Below are 18718 nucleotides of genomic sequence, written 5' to 3'. Positions count from 1 at the left end.
CTTAGCCCGCCGGGAGGATTCTGTAAATCGCAGATGGATTGGCGGCGCGACATGTGACCGCGCCCGCGTGCGCGCAACAAATACTGTGGAGGAAACACAAATGTTCAAATCAACCCGCCTTACTCTGGTTGCCCTGCTGTTCAGCGCATCCGCCCTGACGGCAACTGCCGAAGGCTTCAGCCCCGAAAACCCCGAATGCATCGCGCCGGCCAACCCCGGCGGCGGTTGGGATTTCACCTGCCGTCAGGTTGGTAAATCCATGCAGGACCAGGGTTTGATCGAAAAAACCATGCAGGTCGTGAACCTTGCTGGTGGCGGTGGCGGCGTGGCTTTTGCCGAAGTCGTTAACAAGCGCAATGATGACAATGACCTGATCGTGGCCGCTTCGGCGGCGACATCGACCCGTCTGGCGCAGGGTGCCTATCCCGGCAACAACATGAACGAAGTGCGCTGGCTGGCCTCTATCGGTGCCGATTACGGCGTGATCGCGGTCGCCGCAAACAGCGAGATCGCCGACCTCACAGGTCTGCTTGACGCGATGAAGAACGACCCCACGTCGATCTCGATTGCGGGCGGTTCTGCGGTTGGTGGCTGGGATCACCTCAAGGTTCTGATCGCGGCCAATGCCTATGGCATCGAAGATGTGCGTTCGGTGAAATACATCGCCTTTGATGGCGGCGGCGAGGCTGTGACCCAGCTTTTGGCGGGCTCCGTACAGGCGTTTACCGGTGATGTTTCCGAAGCAAAAGGTTTCGTGGAAAGCGGCGACATCCGCGTGATCGCCGTGCTCGCGCCCGAGCGTCTGGACGGTGAATTTGCCGATTTCCCGACAGCGCGTGAACAAGGCGTTGATGCGATCGGCGCAAACTGGCGCGGGTTCTATGCACCGGGCGGGATGTCGGACGAGGCCTATGAAGGCTGGGTCGAAAAGATCGGCGCACTTTACGCCAGCGACGAATGGAAAGAAGTGATGGCCACCAACGGCATGGCCCCGCTTGATCTGCAAGGCGCTGCCTTCCAGGAGTTTGTTGCAAATTCCGTAGCGCAGATCGAAAGCATCTCTCGCGAGATCGGTATTATCCAGTAATCAAAGTTACCCTGCGGGGCGCGGTCTATCTGCGCCCCGTCCTTGCCCCCAATTTCCGCCCCCAAAAAAGGAGATCGCCATGAGTGATCGAATTTTCGGCGTGTTCGGCGTGCTTCTTGCCATCGGTTTTGCCATCGCGGCCAGCCTGATCCAAGAGAGCTTTCTGTCAGACGCTGTTGGCCCCAAGGCCTTCCCCTATATCATTGCCGCTATTCTAGGGCTTTCAAGCGCCGTGATTGCGCTGCGCCCCGACCCCGAACCCATCTGGCCCCCGCTGGGACAACTGATAGAGATTCTCGCCGCTGCGGTGGTGATGATCCTTTATGCACAGTTGTTGCCTGTCGCAGGCTTTGTCATCGCCACCGCATTTGCCGCCGCTTACCTGTCATGGCGTCTTGGCTCGACCATTCTGGGGGCCTGCCTGACAGGCGTCGGGACTTCCGTCGGGATCTATGTGGTGTTTCATCTGGTGCTGGGGCTGTCGCTTGCCCGCGGCCCGCTTGGCTTTTAGGGGGTCGACATTATGGAAACGTTATCAAGCCTCGCGGATGGCTTTGCCATCGCGCTGACCTGGCAGAACATCGGCCTTGCCCTGCTGGGCTGTTTTCTAGGGACAATCATGGGCGCGCTGCCCGGTCTTGGCCCTTCAAACGGCGTGGCAATCCTCATTCCGCTGGCCTTTACCTTGGGTCTGGCGGCGACACCTTCGCTGATCTTGCTCACATCCGTCTATTACGGCGCGATGTATGGCGGGCGGATTTCGTCGATCCTGCTTAACATTCCGGGTGATGAACCAGCGATGATGACCTGCCTTGACGGTTATCCGATGGCGAAAAAAGGCATGGCGGGCGAAGCACTGTCACTTTCGGGTATCTCGTCCTTCGTTGGCGCATTTTTTGCAACATGGGGGCTGATCCTGCTGGCCCCGCAGCTGGTCAAAATCGCTTTGCTTTTCGGTCCTGCGGAATATTTCGCGCTCTTCGCCTTGGCCTTTATGACTCTGGGTGGTGTATCTTCGACCAACCAAGCGAAATCAGCCTTTGCCGCGGCTTTGGGGCTGGGGTTTGCCATGATCGGCGTGGACACACAAACCGGCGTGCCGCGCTTTACCTTTGGCGAGGTCCATCTTTATGACGGGCTTGATTTTCTGGTGGCTATTGTCGGTCTTTTTGCCCTGTCAGAGGTGTTTATCTTTCTGGAAAACCGCCACGGCGAGGCAAGTGCCAAAGGCAAGACAATCGTTATCGGTCGTCTGACCCCGCCACTGTCGATGCTCAAGGCCTGCACACCTACCATGCTGCGCTCCTCGTTCGTGGGCTTTATTGCGGGTGTTCTGCCTGGTGCGGGGGCTTCGCTGGGGTCGTTCCTGTCCTATTCGCTGGAAAAACGGATGGTCGACAAAGATGGCACTTTCGGCACCGGCGACCCGCGCGGTGTTGCCGCGCCTGAGGCTGGCAATAACGCAGCCGCAGGCGGTGCGCTGGTGCCGATGCTGGCGCTTGGTGTGCCGGGATCGGGCACAACGGCTGTGCTGCTTGCGGTGCTTTTGTCGCTCAACATCACACCGGGGCCTTTGTTGTTTGCCAACAATCCCGATGTGGTTTGGGGGCTGATTGCCGCGCTGTTCATCGCGAACTTCATGCTTCTGGCGCTGAACATCCCGATGGTCGGAATCTTTACCCGTCTGCTGCTGGTGCCGCCGCGTGTGTTGATGCCTATCGTCGCGATGGTTTCCTTTGTGGGGATCTACGGGATCTCGGGATCATCCTTCGACCTTTTGGTGATGATCGGGTTTGGCCTGTTGGGCTGGGTGTTGCGCAAGTTTGATGTGCCGCTGGTGCCGATCATTCTTGGCACGCTGCTTGGCAACGCAATGGAGAACAACCTGCGCCGCGCCATCACCATCGACAATGGCAACTGGTGGACCCTGATCGACAGCCCGCTGGCCATCGGCCTTTGGGTCGTGGCGATTATCGGTTTCATCCTGCCGCTGTTCTTTGCCCGCAAGGTCAAATCGGGCATGCAGCGCGGCGATGCCGAAGGGTCGATCAAAGACTAAGATTGCAGCGCGCGCCCCGTGTGGCGCGCGCTGTTTTTTACGGTGCTTTCGATATCAAAAGCCGCATCCGCGCAGGGTGCAAGCAGCGTAAAGGGGGCTTCACGTCCTTGGCCGTTATCCTCTGCCGCGGTAGGGTGGCACGCCCTGATCGGGAATCCACACACCTTCCGGCATGGCCCCTGTCTGCCAGAAAACATCAATCGGGATACCCCCGCGCGGATACCAGTAGCCGCCGATCCGCAGCCATTGCGGGTTCAGAAAATCGACCAGACGCCGCGCAATCGAGACGGTGCAATCCTCGTGAAATGCGCCGTGATTGCGGAATGACCCAAGGAACAGCTTGAGCGATTTGGATTCGACCAGAAATTCGCCCGGCACATAATCAATCACCAGATGTGCGAAATCAGGCTGACCTGTCATCGGGCAAAGCGATGTGAATTCAGGGGCGGTGAAACGCACGCAATAGGCGACGTCGGCCTGCGGGTTCGACACGCGCTCAAGCACCGCGTCTTGGGGGGAGGACGGCAAATCGGTCTGGCCACCCAGTTGTTTCAAGTCGCTGTAAATCGTTTCCATAATCGTCTCCTTGAACGGGTCAGACCCCGCGCTTGTTTCCCCAAAGCAGGACGTGCAATTGCGGCAAGACCCGCGGTGCAAACCAGCTGTCATTGATGGTTTTATCGACCAGCCACAGCAGTTTATCTGCCAAAAGCTGCGGGTCGACCGCGACATCTGGATCGACCTCAAGATTGCCGGGTTGAAGGTAGAGCGGCACATCAGGGTATTTATCAGCCGCCGCCCGTGCCCAGGCATAATCGGCATCGTCGAAGATCACGATCTTCATCACGATGTTACCCGCCCCCTTGGCCGCAAGCAGGCAGGCATCAAAGGCGGCCCAATCAACGGTTTCGCCGCTTGATGGCGGTTTCGGGCTTAGCACCAGCGTGTCGAGGTCGCCAAACCAAGGTTTTGCAATCGACCCTTGGGTTTCGCAGGCAAAGCGGTAGCCTTGCGCGTGGCCAAGCGCGATGAGTTGCGTGAAATCCTGGATCGCGGGGTTGCCGCCGGACAAGGACACGGTCAGCGGGTGCCCTTTGGACAGGCGCAACACTTCGGCCCAGACCGCATCCGTGGGCATCGCAGCCCATGTGTGACGAAAGGCCGTGTCGACCGCATGCAGGCTGTCGCACCATGCACAGCGGTAATCGCATCCCCCTGTGCGCACAAAAACCGTGGGTTCTCCGATCAGCGCCCCTTCGCCCTGGATCGTGGGGCCGAATATCTCAGCGATGCGCAACTGGCTCATGGTCGGTATTCTGCCCATGTCTTGGGAGTCTCGCTGACCTTGACTGCGCTGGTTTCGGGCCACCGTGCCGCGCACCATTCATAAAAATGCCGCGCCATGTTTTCCCCGGTCGAGGCCTCGCTCATGACATCATTAAGATGGCGGTGGTCGAACGTGTCATCGATATAGGTCTTGAGCGGTTTCAGCTCCCCATAGTCGCGCACAAACCCGTCGGCGTTCAATGTCGCAGACGCCAATTCAACGACGACGACATAGTTGTGGCCGTGCAGCCGCGCGCATTGGTGATCGTCGGGCAGGTGCGACAGTTGGTGCGAGGCTGAAAAGTGGAATTCTTTTGTAATCCGGTACATCAGCCACGGTCCTTTTTCGCGATTGCCGCGACCCAGAAATCGGGGTCTGCATATGTGGTGGGATCGGCGATATTGGCCAGATGAAACGCTTCGCGGCGCTCAACGCAGGTGCCGCACCGCCCGCAATGGGTTTCGCCGCCTTTGTAGCAGGACCAGGTTTCCGCAAAGGGCGTGTTGTGGCGCGCGCCTGCGATGACGATATCGGCCTTCGTGCGATCCACGAAAGGCGTGTATAGCGAAACATCGGCATAGCCATCCAATGCGGCTTTTTGCATGGTTTCGAACGCTTTGGTAAAGGCGGGGCGGCAGTCGGGGTAGATGAAATGATCCCCGCCATGCACAGCTGTGGCAACGGCCTGGTCGTCGTTTGCTGCGGCCACACCAAAGGCCACGGCCAGCATGATTGCATTGCGGTTCGGCACGACGGTGATGCGCATGCTTTCCTCGGCGTAATGCCCGTCGGGGACGTCGATATCATCGGTGAGCGCAGAACCCGTCAGGGCCGCACCAATGCCGCGCAGGTCGATAATATCGTGAGGGACATCCAATCGCTGCGCACATAGGGCTGCATAGTCCAGCTCCTTGCGGTGGCGCTGGCCGTAATCGAATGACACAAGGCGGGTCAGTTGTTGTTCCTGCGCGACCATATGCGCAAGTGAAACAGAATCGAGCCCGCCGGAGCAGATGACGATAGTCTTCATTTTATAACCCTTGTTTTGTTATCCGGGTAGGCTGCGACCGGAAGCTCGCCCTTAAATTATTTTTAATGCGACGCCAAGTGGTAGACTGTTGATCAAGGGGAATATCCTGCGATTGACGGTGATTTCGATGAACGGCGAAACCCCGGTCTTTATACAATCAGGGTCCGGGCCCTTCATCCCAACCTCTCGGCCAGCCCAAAGGGTACATGGCAAAGCCATTGGTCGAGACCGCGCAAACAGCCCAAGCCGCTCTGATACACAACTTTTTTTCACGGCGGGAAGGACTGTGCTTTTCAGGTCAAAGCTGGTTTCTGCGTCATGCTGCGGGCCGATTGGACGATTGCATCGACCGTAATGCCAAAATGCTCGTACAGTTTGGCGGACTGATCCGATGCCCCGAACCCGTTCATGCCAATGAAGTGGTCGCCTTCTTGCAGCCAGCGTTCCCAGCCGAATTTCATCGCGGCTTCGATGCCGATGCGCGGGGCGGTTCCAATGACGCTGGCCCTATACTCTGCATCCTGCGCATCGAAAAGTTCCCAACAGGGCATGGACACCACGGCGGCTTGAATGCCCATCTCCGCAAGCGCCTGCCGTGCCGCCACGGCAAGGCCGACTTCGGTGCCGCTTGCCATCAAGGTGATGTCGCGCGCGCCATCCGCTTCGTGCAGGACATATGCCCCGCGTGCGGTCAGGTTGTCGGGGCAGGTGTCGCGCACCTGATCCGCAGGCTGCCTCGACAATGCGAACAGGCTTGGGCCGTCGGTCGCTTCCATCGCGAGCGCCCAAGCTTCGGCTGTTTCGACGGCGTCGGCGGGGCGGAACACTTTCATGTTCGGCATGGCGCGGAAACTGGCGAGGATTTCGACCGGCTGGTGGGTCGGTCCGTTGCTGCCCACGCCGATGCTGTCGTGGCTGAACACGAATAGCGCGGGAAGCCCCATGACCGCCGCCATGCGCATCGCGGGACGCTCGTAATCGGCAAAGGCAAGGTAGGTGACATTCACGGGCCGCAAGCCACGGTGGGCGGCGATCCCGTCACACATGGACCCCATCAGATGTTCGCGCACGCCGCAATGGACATAGCTGCCTGAACGGTCGGATGCGTCAAAGGCCGTCCGGCTGCGTTTGTGATTGGTCGGTGCCTCAAGATCGGCGCACAGGACAAGGGTGTCAGGCAGTGTCTGGACCAGTGCATCGCAGATTTCACCAGACGACTGGATCGTCGGGCGCGGGGTACGCACCGACGCCTGATCTGCGGTGATCCCTTGCATCGTGGCAGCCCAGTCGTTTGGCAAGGTGCCGCTGGTCCACTGGTGAAAGACCGCCGCCGATGCATGGCCGTCGATCCGGGATTGCCACGCAGCATGTGCCTGCGTGCCGCGTTCCATACAGGCGGCCCAATCTTGGCGGACGTTTTCGGGCAGATCAAACGGTGCATGGTCCCAGTTCAGCAAGGCCCGCGCCTCGTCGGAATCCGCCGGGGTCAAGGGTGCGCTGTGCCCGCCGCGCTGGCCTTGCAGGCGCGGAATGCCGCGGGCAATCACGGTGCGACAGGCGATCAGGGACGGTCGCGGATCGGCCTTGGCGGCATCTATCGCGGCTGAGATTGCTTCGATGTCGTGGCCGTCGACGTCTTGCACATGCCAGTTGGCGGCGCGGAACCGTGCCGGTACGTCCTCGCTGATCGACAGGTCTGTCGTGCCGTCATCGGTGATGTGGTTGTCATCCCAAAGGAACGTCAACTTGCCCAGTTGCAGGTGACCGGCCAGTGATATCGCTTCGTGACCGACGCCTTCCTGAAGGCAGCCATCGCCGACAAAGGCCCAGGTGCGGTGATCCACAAGCCCGGCCCCGAATTGCGCGGCCAGACGTGCTTCGGCCACGGCCATCCCGACAGAGCAGGCGATCCCCTGACCCAGCAGCCCGGTCGTCAGCTCGATGCCTGCCTCCTGCTCGATTTCGGGATGCCCCGCGCAGACCGATCCCAGCTTGCGGAAAGACTTGAGCGCGTCGGTGGAGACATGCGCGTAGCCTGCCAGATGCAGCAGGGAATATAGCAGCATCGACCCGTGCCCGTTCGACAGCACCACCCGGTCGCGATCGGGCCAAAGCGGGTCTTTCGGATCGACCTTGAGGTGGCGGGCATAAAGCGTTGCGGCGATTTCGGCCATGCCCAACGGCACGCCCTGATGGCCTTCGCCTGCGTTCAGGATGGAATCAAGGGCAGTGAAACGGATGGCGTTGGCCATCGACTGAATATCGGTCATCGCGCGGGCCCCCTTATAAAATCTCGCGGATGCGACGGATCGCCTCGCTGATATTTTCGGTCGAATTGGCGTAGGAGAACCGCAGATAGCCTTCGCCGTAGCTGCCAAAGGACGTTCCTGCGACGGTCGCGACACCTGCCACATCCAGGAACCGGTCCTGCGCCTCGCGGGCGGTCATGCCGGTGCCTTCGATGTTGGGAAACGCATAGAACGCGCCGCCGGGGTCGGAGCAGCGCACACCGGGCAGGCTGTTCAATTCTTCGACAATCAGCCTGCGGCGCGCGTCAAAGGCCACCATCATGTCGGCAACCGCATCCTGAGGACCGGTCAGCGCCGCGATGCCCGCGTATTGGGTGGCGGCATTCACGCAGGAATGGTCGTTGATCGCCAGCTTGGTCGCGGGGCCGACGGCGTCGTCCGGCCAAACCGCGAAACCCAGACGCCAGCCCGTCATGGCATAGGTCTTGGACCAGCCATCCAGCACGATCAGGCGGTCGCGGATTTCGGGATATTGCAGCAGCGAAACATGCTCGCGGCCCTCGTACAACATCTGGCTGTAGATTTCGTCGGACAGCACGGCGACATGGGGGTGATCGGCCAGCCCGGCGACGAATTTGTCGATCTCGGCGCGCGGTGTCACGCCGCCGGTCGGGTTTGCGGGGCTGTTGATGATGATCAGCCGTGTGCGCGGCGTGATCTGGGCCAGAACGGCCTCGGCTGAAAAGGCAAAGCCGTTGCTTTCCTCAAGTGCGATCGGCACCGGCGTGGCACCGGAATAGCGGATCACGCTTTCGTAAATCGGGAAACCGGGGTTGGGGTACATGATCTCGACGCCGGGCTGGCCGAACATCAGCACGGCAAAGAACATCGTGGGCTTGCCGCCCGGCACGACGACCACGTTGTCGGGGTTCACCTCGACATTGTGCCGTTTGTGCAGATCGGCGGCGACCGCTTCGCGCAGCGCGGGGATACCGTTTGCGGGCGTATAGCCGTGATGGCCATCTCGCAGCGCCTTTATTCCGGCCTCGACGATGTGGTCGGGGGTCTGGAAATCCGGCTGGCCGATGCCAAGGTTAATGATGTCGCGGCCCTGCGCTGCCAGCGCTTGTGCCCGCGCCAATACCGTAAAGGCTGATTCTGTTCCAAGGCGCGACAGGCTGTCGGCAAAGATCATCTGTGACATAAAGTTCCTCCCTCAGTTTTCCGTTCCGGACGCGGTCGCGCCCCTGCGGAATCGCCCGAGTAGTAGCCGATGACCGCAGGGAAAGTTGTTAAGAATTACTAACAAGGTCTTTCAGTTTTCATACAATACGCCGCCACTCTCGCTTGATAGCGTTGTGCCAAGTCGTCAACTCGGGAGGAGCAAATGACAGCCGAAACGCCACCTGGCGCTTTCTCGAACATGTCCTTGGAGATGCGTGCGTGGAACATCCGCCGCAAAGCGCTTCTGATGGGCGAGGTTCAGGGGCAGGGGTACATCGGGCAGGCGCTTGGCGTCGCGGATGTGCTTGCCACGTCCTATTTTCACGCCATGGATTTTCAGCCCGAAGACCCCGAATGGGAAGGGCGCGACCGCTTTTTGCTGTCGATCGGCCACTATGCCATCGCGCTTTATGCCGTGTTGATGGAGGCGGGCATCCTGCCGGAAGAAGAGCTTGAGACCTACGGCATGGACGATTCCCGGATGCCGATGTCTGGCATGGCGTCCTATACCCCCGGCATGGAAATCACCGGCGGATCGCTGGGCCACGGTCTGGGCATCGCTGTCGGCATGGCGATGGGGCTGAAACGCAAGAAAAATCCGGCCTTCGTCTATAACCTGATGTCCGATGGCGAGTTGGGCGAAGGCTCCACCTGGGAAGCGGTGATGTCTGCGGTTCAGTGGAAGCTGGATAACCTGATCTGCATCGTCGACTTCAACAACCAGCAAGCCGACGGCCCGACGCGTGATGCGCTGGCAGTTGGTGCCGAAGCGCCGAAATGGGAAGCCTTCGGCTGGTTCGCCCAAGAAGTGGACGGCAATGACCTGGACGCCTTGGTTGCCGCCTTTGACGCAGCGCGCGACCTGACTGACGCCAGACCGCGCGTCATCATTTGTAACACGACCATGTGCAAGGGCGTCGATTTCCTCGAGGCCCGCGAGATCACCCACTTTGTTCGCGTCGAAGCCGATGAATGGTCAAAAGCGCTCGCCAAGCTGGAAGAAGGAAAGCCACAATGACCCTTGCTTCGATGGCCCGCAAATACGAGCCGCGCCGCGTGGCGCAAACCAAGGTCGCAACCTCGGCGATGATCGCGTCGCTGGCAGCCGAAGGCTATGACACCGTCAACGCGCCTTTCGGTCACGCGCTGGTCGAACTTGCCAAAAAGGACAAGCGGATCGTCGGCCTGTCTGCCGATCTGTCGAAATACACCGACCTTCATATCTTTGCCAACGAGATGCCGGAGCGGTTCTACCAGATGGGCATGGCTGAACAGTTGCTGTTCTCTGCCGCGTCGGGGCTGGCGCGTGAAGGGTTCATTCCATTCGCGACAACCTACGCCGTGTTTGCCTCGCGCCGGGCCTATGATTTCATCGCGATGGCGATTGCCGAAGAAAACCTGCCGGTCAAGATTGCCTGCGCGCTGCCGGGCCTGACGACGGGCTATGGGCCAAGCCATCAGGCTACCGAAGACCTCGCGATTTTCCGGGGTCTGCCGAACATGGTGCTGATTGACCCGTGCGATGCCGCCGATGTCGCGGGCATGGTTCCGGCGATGGTGGCCCATGATGGCCCTGTCTATGCGCGCCTGTTGCGCGGCAAGGTGCCATCGGTGCTGCGCAAGCACAAACCGGATTACAAATTCGAACTGGGCAAGGCGCAGATGATCCGCGAGGGCCGCGATGTGCTGGTGATTTCCACGGGGATTATGACGATGCGGGCGCTGGATGCCGCCGTGAAACTGGCGGATGACAATGTCGATGTCGGCGTGTTGCACGTGCCCACGATCAAGCCGCTGGACATTGAGACCATCCGCGCCGAGGCCGCAAAGCAGGGCAGGCTGGTTGTTACGGCAGAAAACCACACGGTCAACGGTGGGCTGGGCGAAGCGGTCGCCACCACCTTGCTGACCGCAGGGATCGCGCCGCAGTTCCGCATGATCGGGCTGCCGGATGAATTTCTGGAAGCCGGTGCACTGCCGACGTTGCACGACATGTACGGTCTTTCGGTCGACAAGGTCGCCGAGCGGATCAAGAGCTGGCTTTGAGCCGAATATTTTAACGGGAGGAGAAGAGGCTATGGGCCTTCTTGACGGAAAAATCGCGATCGTTACTGGGGCGGCAAGCCCGCGTGGTCTGGGCAAGGCGACAGCCAAGCTGTTTGCCGAACATGGTGCCACGATTGTCATCATGGACCTTGATGCGGATCAGGCCAGTGCCGCCGCCAAGGACCTGCCCGGCGCAGGCCACATCGGGTTGGCGGGCAATGTCGTTGACAAAGCCGCCTGCGATGCAGCCGCCAAGGCGACGCTTGAGCAGTTCGGGCGCATCGACATTCTGGTGAATAACGCAGGGATCACCCAGCCGCTCAAGCTGATGGAGATCGGGCCGGACAATTACGATGCCGTGACCGACGTGAGCCTGCGCGGCACACTTTACATGAGCCAGGCCGTCATTCCGGCCATGCGCGCGCAGAAAGCCGGGTCGATCGTCAACCTGTCGTCGGTGTCGGCGCAGCGCGGTGGCGGCATCTTTGGCGGGCCGCATTATTCGGCTGCCAAGGCCGGTGTTCTGGGCCTGACCAAGGCGATGGCCCGCGAACTGGCCCCCGACAACGTGCGGTCGAACGCGATTTGCCCCGGCTTTATCGCCACGGATATCACGGCTGGAAAACTGACACCGGAAATGCAAAAGACGGTGCTTGATGGTATTCCGATGGGGCGCGCGGGCGAAGCTTCCGACGTTGCTGGCTGCGCCTTGTTCCTTGCCTCGGACCTGTCGGCCTATTGCACCGGCACCGAAGTGGACGTGAACGGGGGCTCGCTCATTCACTGAATTACCAAAACCCCTACGCATAAAGGGGCTTACCGACTATCTTCAAAAAGGGAGGAAACCATCATGAAGATCAACGTCTTGGCCATTCTGGCCGCAACTACTGCCTTTGTAGGTTCTGCGCATGCGGATGAAGTGATTTTCGCGCACGGTGCCAACCCCGGCAACCCGCGCTATGTCGCCGCCGAAAAATGGGCCGAACTCTTCGCCACCTGTTCGGGCGGCGCGCACACAGTGAACCATGCGCCATCCGCGACCATGGGCAACGACGTGGAAATGCTGACCTCTGCCACGGCAGGCGTCATCCAGATTTCCGCCAACAGCCAGGGCGCAATGAGCCAGATCGTGCCGGAAATCGGCCTGCTGGGTCTGCCTTTCCTGTTCAAGGATCTGCCGACCGCTTGGGGCATTCTGGATGGCGAAGTCGGTGACATGATTGACGCGCGCGCCCAAAATGCCGGCCTCAAGATCCTTGGCTTCTGGGACAACGGCATTCGCAACGTCACGCATACCTCGAAAAACGTCGCAGCACCGGCTGACCTGTCGGGGATGAAAATCCGCACCCCACCAGACCAGATGACTGTTGATATTTTCGAAGCGCTTGGCGCATCGCCTGCACCGCTGGCATGGTCCGAACTGCCGACAGCGCTTCAGTCGGGTGTCTTTGACGGGCAGGAAAACCCGCTGGTGAACATCTATTCCGCCAAGCTGCACGAGATCACACCCTACGTCACCTTGACCGGTCACAAGTACGAATCCACCCCCGTGGTGGCAGGTCTGGGCTGGTGGTCCGGTCTGGACGAAGCCACGCAGAACTGTGCGCTTGAAGCCACGGCCGAAGCCGGCAAGATCCAGCGTGATCTGGTCCTGTCCAGCGATGAGGATCTGCGCCCTGTGATGGAAGCCGAAGGCGCTATCTTTGCCGAGGCAGACAAGGCCGCGTATCAGGCAGCAACGGCATCGGTTTATGATAAATACGCCGAAAAATACCCCCAGCTCGTTGCCGCGCTCCGGACTGCGGCGGGTCTCTGATGTCGTCGGGAGCTCGGATGCAGCCCGATGTGGAAAGCAAGAAGGGGCGTTCGCGCCCCTTCCTGACAGCCGCAACGGGGGTGATTTCGGCGTTGGAGTGGAGCGGGAAGATCATCGCCTTCGCGATGCTTTCGCTGACCTTCGTCACGCTTCTGGTCAATGTCATCCTGCGCTATGCGACGGGGGCGGGCATTGCCTGGGCCTATGAAATTCACGCAATGACATTGCCATGGCTGGTGGCAGGCGGCATCGTCATTGCCTCCGCGCGGGCCCGCAACATTGCGATACTTTTGCTGCCCGATGTGTTGAACCCCACATGGCAGCGCGCCCTGTTGATCACCGTCAATGTCATAATCGTGGTGATCTCGGTCAACGTTCTGACATCAAGCCAGCCGATCCTGAAAGCGTCCAAATTCCAGACCTTGTCGACGCTCGGGATCAAACAGATTTGGGGCTATTCAAGCCTTGTCTACGCCTTCGCCAGCATGGCGGTGATTGCCGCCCTCGGTGTGGTGCGCGTCGCGTATATCGCTCCGGAAAAGAGCGACCCTGAACATTCAAGCCTAAGCTGAGGATACACCATGGCCGCTCCGATGATCTGGATTTTCTTTGCCCTGCTGGCCCTGTCCGTACCCGTGGCCCATGCCATGATTGGTGGCGTCGCTGCCGCGCTGTGGTTTGATGGCAAACCCTTGGCGGTGATCGCGCAGCGGCTCTATACCCCGACGCAAAGCTTTCCGATGCTGGCGATCCCGTTCTTTATTCTGGCGGGCAACCTGATGATGTCGGGCAAGTTCGGCGTCTATCTTATCAACGTCGCGCGACTGCTGGTGGGCAACATGCGCGGCGGTATGGGGCAGGTGTCGATCCTTGGGTCGGTGATGTTCGGCGGCGTGTCCGGTTCCGCCGTGGCGGATGCGTCGGCACTGGGCAATGCGTTGATCCCGGTCCAGCAAAAGGAAGGCTATCCGGGTGGTTTTGCCGCTGCGATAAATTCGGCCTCTTCGACGGTTTCGGTGCTGATCCCACCGTCGATCCCGCTGATCCTGTACGGTCTTGTCTCGAACGTCTCAATCGTGGACCTGTTCGTCGCGGGTATTCTGCCGGGCCTGATGTTGGGGGTCGGGATGTTCGCCACCGTCTGGCTGGTCGCACATCGAAAAAAGCTGCCGCGCTCGCCTTTGCCGGGCGGGTTCAAGGAATTCCGTGGTCAGCTTATGATCGCGTTTCCGGCCATGCTGATGCCCGTGTTCATCATCGGCACCCTGCGCTTCGGCATCGCCACCCCGACCGAGGTTTCGGTTCTGGCCGTCGCCTATGCGCTGCTGATATCGGGCCTCGTCTATCGCGACCTGACGTTCAAGGGCATCTGGGACGCCAGCGTGGATACCGCGATGATGACCGGCGCTGTGATGATTATCATCATGGCGTCCTCGACGATCCAGTGGGTGCTGACGGCTGAGCGTGTGCCACAAGAACTGGCGGAATGGGTCGCGGCGACCATCCAGAACCCGTGGATGATTATCCTCGCGTTGAATGTGGTGATGCTGATTGTCGGGGCGTTTCTTGACCTTCCAGCCGCCGTGCTGCTGCTGGGGCCGCTTTTTGTGACCATCGGCAATTCCATCGGCCTTGATCCGGTCCAGCTGGGTCTGATGATGGTCGTCAACCTGTCGATCGGGCTTTACACGCCACCGGTGGGTACGACCTTGTTCATATCCGCCGCCATTGCGCGGGTCGGGATCGGGGAAACCGTCAAGGCGTTGCTGCCGTTCTATCTGGTGGCGCTCATGGTCTTGATGGCGATCTCGTTCATCCCCGCGCTGACCATCTACTGACGCTCCGTCACAGTGCCCAGGGTGCGACTTCGTTCATTTCCAGATCTGCGCCGGGCTGGAAATGACAGCCTGCGGTGGTCAGCAATTCGCGCGTGCGCTCTTCGTGTTCGCGGGCCTCGTTGACCACCCATTGCGCAAACCGTTTTACGATCCGGCGGTTCAGATGGCGGGGCGGGCAGACGATCCAGTAGGCTGCAAAGTCCATCACCGGAAACAAAGGCGAGAACGGCACCAATTCGCCGCGCTCCAGCTCTGCGCGGCACAAGATCGCGCTGTCCAGTGCAATGCCGCCGCCCTGTTTGGCCATCTCTATCGACATGGATGAACGGTCAAAGCGGAACGGGTAGGCGAGATCGGGCAGTTCAACCTGATTGGCGGCAAGCCAGATGTCCCAGCGATACAACGTCTTGACGCTGTCGATCAGGCGGGCGTTTTTGAGCTGCTCGATCGGATCGTCGCTGAGGCTTTTAAGGCGGGCCAAATAGTCGGGGTTGCACATCGGCAAGGATAGGTCGTTCACGACCGGTTCAACGGTCAGCCCCGACCAGTTGCCCAGACCATAGCGCAGGTCAAGATCAACGGCTTCGGTTTCAAAGGCGCTGTAGTCTGGCGTTGCATCGACACGAATGTTCCAGTCCGGGTTTTGTTCTGCGAATGCCGCGATGCGGGGCCCAAGCCACCGGACGCCAAAGCTCGGGCTGACCCTGATTGTGAGACTGCGCATATCGCGCTGGCGACCGATGGCACTGCTTGCGTTTCTGATCGCTCTGAATGCTTGCGTCGTTGTCTGGAACAAGCGGTCGCCGTCCAGTGTCAGGATCAGCCGCCGTTTTTCACGCCGGAACAGTTTGACCCCGAACTGTGCCTCAAGCGAGGTCAATTGCTGGCTTACGGCAGAGGGCGACACGCCCAGTTCATGGGCTGCCTTTGTCACGGTCCCCAACCGGGCCACGGCTTCGAAATATTCGGTTGCTTTGAAATTGATGTCCCGCATGAACGGACATTAGACCCGGTCCGGCGGAAGTGCCAACAGGTATTGGGACGTCAGGTGTGTGGCTGACGATCAGAGCCATCCCCGTTGTGATCCTACCGCTTTGAGGGGCGAAACGGGATAATAGCGGGCAAGTGACCCGTCGCGGTGCCATGGGGCCTGGTACTGTTTACGACACCATTGGCAATTTTCAACGGGCCCCCGAAACGCCAAGATGGACGGGACGGGGGCCTGTTTTGCTAGCGGCCAAATCCGGCCGCCGTTGGCAGCCATGTGGCCAGCTCCGGTACCGCGATAAGCAGTGCAAGGCCAGCGATCATGATGACCACGAACGGGGCCGCACCCCGCACAATCGTCGCGAGCGGCGCGTTCGAAATGCCCTTGATCACAAAAAGGTTCATGCCCACCGGAGGGGTGATCATCGCCAGTTCGAGGTTGATCATCAGCAAGATGCCATACCAGATCGGATCAATGCCAAGGGCAATCATCGTCGGCAACAGGATCGGTGTCGTAATCAGGATGATCGCGATGGATTCAAGGAACATGCCAAGCACAAAGATCAGGACCATCACCACCAGAATGAAACCGATCGGACCAAGTCCAAAGCTTGCCACGGCCTCGGTCACGCCGACGGGCAGACGGACCAGCGTGATCGCATGGCCGAACATTGCGGCACCCGCGATGATCATAAAGACCATCATCGACGTGCGCATTGTCGAATAGGCACAGGCCCACAAGTCACGGAACCCGAAGTTGCGATAGACCAGCACCGCGACCAGCAGCGCATAAAGGGAACCGGCGGCGGCGGCCTCGGATGCGGTGAAGATGCCAAAGTAGATACCGCCCATCACCACCGGCGGCGCAAGCAAAGCCCAGACCGAACGGCGAAAGGCCGAGACCGCGGCAGGCCAGCCGGCCCAGTCGGGGGTGTTGATCCCGTCACGTCCACGGGCCTGGATCATGCAATAGGCCGAAAACATCAGCGCCAGCATCAGCCCCGGGATGATCCCGGCCAGAAACAACGCACCAATCGACGCCTCCGACACGATCGCATAGAGGATCATCGGCCCGGACGGCGGGATCAGAATACCCAAGGTGCCGCCTGCTGCCACGACGCCCAAGGCATCCCGTTCGGCATAGCCAAAGCGCTTCATCTGCGGGATCGCGCTGGAGCCGATGGAAAGCGCCGTTGCCACGGAGGAACCGGAGATCGCCGCGAATATGGTGCAGGCCAGCACCGTGGCGACGCCAAGGCCGCCCTTCACGTGACCGATAACGGTGTGGGCGAATGTATAGAGGTCGTCGATCACCTTGGCGCGGATCATCACCTGCGCCATGAAGACGAAAAGCGGGATGGTGCTGAGGACCGGTTTGTCGAGCTGGGTAAAAACCGCATCGCCCAATCCGTCGATATCCCCTTCGACGATCATCATGATGGCGCTTGCGGACAGGCCAAGGGCGGCAAAGATCGGAATGCCCGTGAGCAGAAGCAGGATCAGCCCTGCAAAGACAAAGAAAAGGGTCATTGAGGCAGCCCCCGTAAAGAGCGGTAAAGGCCAAGCGCTGCGGTCAGGAATAGCAGGGCCATCCCAAGGACGACCGGCACCTGCGGAATCCACGTCGCGATTTCGATATAGCCGACAGAATACGACCCGAAGCTATGGGCGAAAGCGATGCTGTCCCATATCGACACGCCGACGATGGTGGCAAATGCCATGACCGACAGGTTTGCCAAGACCCTTTGCATGCGGGCCAGACCGGGGCGCAACTGGGCCGACACAAGGTCGATCGCGATATGATCCCCGCGCCGCAACGCCTCGGCCGAGCCGAGCATGATAAGCGTCACCAGCAGATAGCCAATCATTTCGTCGCTCCATTGCAGCGGACTGTCGAACAGGTAGCGCCGGATTACGGCAATTACGATCTGGGCAAGGATCACAAGGATCAGCGCCGTGCTGAGCATGCCGCAAAAGCGGACAAGCCAGGTGATGATGCGGTCTGGGAAGGTGGGAGCATTGGCTGCTCCCACCTTTTTGTGGTCAATCATGATCCGACCGGCTCACATCTTGGCAATCAGATCGAGAAGCGTCTGGCTGTCAGCATCGCCTTCGCCGAACGATTTGTCGAAAGCAGGCCGCATGACCGCTTCAAGTGCCGCGTTCTCTTCCGGTGTGGCGATATGCACTTTCACGCCTTTCGCCTCGAGCTGGCCCGGACCTTCTGCGGCGGCTTGGGTCGAGGCTTCGATGGCCCATTCCGACGCTTTCATGCCTGCCTGCGTGAGGGCGGACTTGGATTTATCCGAGAGCCCGTCGTAGAAATCTGGGTTCAGGTAACCGTGCAAATAGGCCGACAAGACAGGCACGACGGTAAAGGCATCCTGCACTTCGTAGTATTTCCGCGATACGGCGGCAGCGACGTCAGTGATCGCTCCGTCGATGACGCCGGTTGCCAGTGCCTGATACACTTCGGACCCGGGCATTGCCGTAGGTGTCGAGCCAAGCGCGGACAGGGCGGCATCAAAGGGCGGTGTCACACCGCGCATCTTCAGGCCGGTAAAGTCTTCCGGCTTGACCAGCGGCGCACCGTTTGTGGTGAAGACAGAGGTGTTGGTCTGGAACAACCAGACGACGTTCTTGACGCCTTTCTCCAGCAGCTTGCCTTCAAGGAAGGTCGCGGCCTCCGAAGTTGGCCATTTCTTCCAGATTTCGATGTCACCAAAAGCATAGGGCGCGACGGTGACGTTCATGATCGGCAGCGTTTTGCCCCACTGGAAGTTCAGCGAGAATGCGCATTCGATGTCGCCCTTGGCGGTTGCGACGATGTTTTCACGCGCGCCAACAAGGCTGTCCGCACCGAAAATCTGCACGTCGATCTCGCCTTCGGACAGGCTTTCGACCTCGGCGGCCCAACGATCGACAACCTTGGCGATGTGGTGCGCAGGGGGCAGCTGGTGGCTGCAGCGCATTTCCGTAGCGGCCTGTGATGCCGGCGCGGAAACCGCAAAGATTGCAGCCCCGATGGCTGCTGATGTGATATATTTCATTGTTG

General features: G+C 59.9%; 19 protein-coding genes. 9 read left to right on the top strand and 10 right to left on the bottom strand.

Annotated elements, in window-relative coordinates:
• Positions 1-100 precede the first annotated feature (100 nt).
• From ACSQ13_RS12985 to ACSQ13_RS12975, 3 genes are all read left to right on the top strand, one after another.
• On the top strand, positions 101-1087 hold the full coding sequence (locus ACSQ13_RS12985) for a Bug family tripartite tricarboxylate transporter substrate binding protein (protein WP_295511236.1): 987 nt from the start codon (positions 101-103) through the stop codon (positions 1085-1087).
• A 79-nt stretch (positions 1088-1166) separates the two neighbouring features.
• The gene (locus ACSQ13_RS12980; RefSeq protein ID WP_176248265.1) at positions 1167-1598 is read left to right on the top strand and encodes a tripartite tricarboxylate transporter TctB family protein; all 432 of its coding nucleotides are present in this window, start codon (positions 1167-1169) and stop codon (positions 1596-1598) included.
• A 12-nt stretch (positions 1599-1610) separates the two neighbouring features.
• Positions 1611-3146 carry a tripartite tricarboxylate transporter permease gene (locus tag ACSQ13_RS12975; RefSeq protein WP_176248266.1) on the top strand — a complete coding sequence of 512 codons (1536 nt, stop codon included), beginning with the start codon at positions 1611-1613 and terminating at the stop codon, positions 3144-3146.
• Between the two features lie 114 nt (positions 3147-3260).
• Here ACSQ13_RS12975 and queF read toward each other — a convergent pair whose 3' ends face one another.
• The 6 genes from queF to ACSQ13_RS12945 form a co-directional block, all read right to left on the bottom strand.
• Positions 3261-3725 (bottom strand): preQ(1) synthase, encoded by a 465-nt coding sequence (queF, locus tag ACSQ13_RS12970; RefSeq protein WP_176248338.1) that lies wholly within the window; start codon positions 3723-3725, stop codon positions 3261-3263.
• Between the two features lie 16 nt (positions 3726-3741).
• The gene (gene queE, locus ACSQ13_RS12965; RefSeq protein ID WP_295511239.1) at positions 3742-4452 is read right to left on the bottom strand and encodes a 7-carboxy-7-deazaguanine synthase QueE; all 711 of its coding nucleotides are present in this window, start codon (positions 4450-4452) and stop codon (positions 3742-3744) included.
• The gene (queD, locus tag ACSQ13_RS12960; protein WP_295511241.1) at positions 4449-4802 is read right to left on the bottom strand and encodes a 6-carboxytetrahydropterin synthase QueD; all 354 of its coding nucleotides are present in this window, start codon (positions 4800-4802) and stop codon (positions 4449-4451) included. The genes queE and queD overlap by 4 nt, the downstream gene beginning before the upstream one ends.
• Entirely contained in the window at positions 4802-5503 is a 702-nt protein-coding gene (gene queC, locus ACSQ13_RS12955; RefSeq protein ID WP_176248269.1) for a 7-cyano-7-deazaguanine synthase QueC, read from the bottom strand. Before queC ends, queD begins: the two co-directional genes overlap by 1 nt.
• A gap of 293 nt (positions 5504-5796) precedes the next feature.
• A complete protein-coding gene (gene tkt, locus ACSQ13_RS12950) occupies positions 5797-7773 on the bottom strand; it encodes a transketolase (RefSeq protein WP_295511244.1) in 1977 nt (658 codons plus the stop codon).
• Positions 7774-7786: 13 nt separating this feature from the next.
• Entirely contained in the window at positions 7787-8956 is a 1170-nt protein-coding gene (locus ACSQ13_RS12945; protein ID WP_176248271.1) for a pyridoxal phosphate-dependent aminotransferase, read from the bottom strand.
• Between the two features lie 183 nt (positions 8957-9139).
• Here ACSQ13_RS12945 and ACSQ13_RS12940 point away from each other — a divergent pair, with 183 nt between their 5' ends.
• The 6 genes from ACSQ13_RS12940 to ACSQ13_RS12915 all read left to right on the top strand — a co-directional run bounded on the left by ACSQ13_RS12940 (position 9140) and on the right by ACSQ13_RS12915 (position 14676).
• Positions 9140-9994 carry a transketolase gene (locus ACSQ13_RS12940; RefSeq protein WP_295511246.1) on the top strand — a complete coding sequence of 285 codons (855 nt, stop codon included), beginning with the start codon at positions 9140-9142 and terminating at the stop codon, positions 9992-9994.
• Positions 9991-11022, top strand: coding sequence for a transketolase family protein (locus ACSQ13_RS12935; protein WP_295511249.1), 1032 nt, complete (start codon positions 9991-9993; stop codon positions 11020-11022). The genes ACSQ13_RS12940 and ACSQ13_RS12935 overlap by 4 nt, the downstream gene beginning before the upstream one ends.
• A gap of 31 nt (positions 11023-11053) precedes the next feature.
• A complete protein-coding gene (locus ACSQ13_RS12930; protein ID WP_295511251.1) occupies positions 11054-11809 on the top strand; it encodes an SDR family NAD(P)-dependent oxidoreductase in 756 nt (251 codons plus the stop codon).
• Positions 11810-11872: 63 nt separating this feature from the next.
• Complete coding sequence (locus tag ACSQ13_RS12925) at positions 11873-12838, top strand: TRAP transporter substrate-binding protein (RefSeq protein ID WP_295511253.1); 966 nt, start codon at positions 11873-11875, stop codon at positions 12836-12838.
• 17 nt (positions 12839-12855) lie between these two features.
• Entirely contained in the window at positions 12856-13410 is a 555-nt protein-coding gene (locus ACSQ13_RS12920; protein ID WP_295511256.1) for a TRAP transporter small permease, read from the top strand.
• A gap of 9 nt (positions 13411-13419) precedes the next feature.
• The gene (locus tag ACSQ13_RS12915) at positions 13420-14676 is read left to right on the top strand and encodes a TRAP transporter large permease (protein WP_176248277.1); all 1257 of its coding nucleotides are present in this window, start codon (positions 13420-13422) and stop codon (positions 14674-14676) included.
• A 7-nt stretch (positions 14677-14683) separates the two neighbouring features.
• Here ACSQ13_RS12915 and ACSQ13_RS12910 read toward each other — a convergent pair whose 3' ends face one another.
• The 4 genes from ACSQ13_RS12910 to dctP all read right to left on the bottom strand — a co-directional run bounded on the left by ACSQ13_RS12910 (position 14684) and on the right by dctP (position 18713).
• Complete coding sequence (locus tag ACSQ13_RS12910; RefSeq protein ID WP_176248278.1) at positions 14684-15670, bottom strand: LysR substrate-binding domain-containing protein; 987 nt, start codon at positions 15668-15670, stop codon at positions 14684-14686.
• Between the two features lie 236 nt (positions 15671-15906).
• Positions 15907-17193, bottom strand: coding sequence for a TRAP transporter large permease (locus ACSQ13_RS12905; RefSeq protein WP_176248279.1), 1287 nt, complete (start codon positions 17191-17193; stop codon positions 15907-15909).
• Complete coding sequence (locus ACSQ13_RS12900; protein ID WP_295511259.1) at positions 17190-17714, bottom strand: TRAP transporter small permease; 525 nt, start codon at positions 17712-17714, stop codon at positions 17190-17192. The genes ACSQ13_RS12905 and ACSQ13_RS12900 overlap by 4 nt, the downstream gene beginning before the upstream one ends.
• Positions 17715-17726: 12 nt before the next feature.
• Positions 17727-18713, bottom strand: coding sequence for a TRAP transporter substrate-binding protein DctP (gene dctP, locus ACSQ13_RS12895; protein ID WP_176248281.1), 987 nt, complete (start codon positions 18711-18713; stop codon positions 17727-17729).
• Positions 18714-18718 lie beyond the last annotated feature (5 nt).

The organism is Sulfitobacter sp. SH22 (assembly GCF_965641905.1).
GTDB lineage: Bacteria > Pseudomonadota > Alphaproteobacteria > Rhodobacterales > Rhodobacteraceae > Sulfitobacter.
Note: the sequence above shows the minus strand (reverse complement) of the source record. Positions and strands in the feature narration are given on the sequence as shown.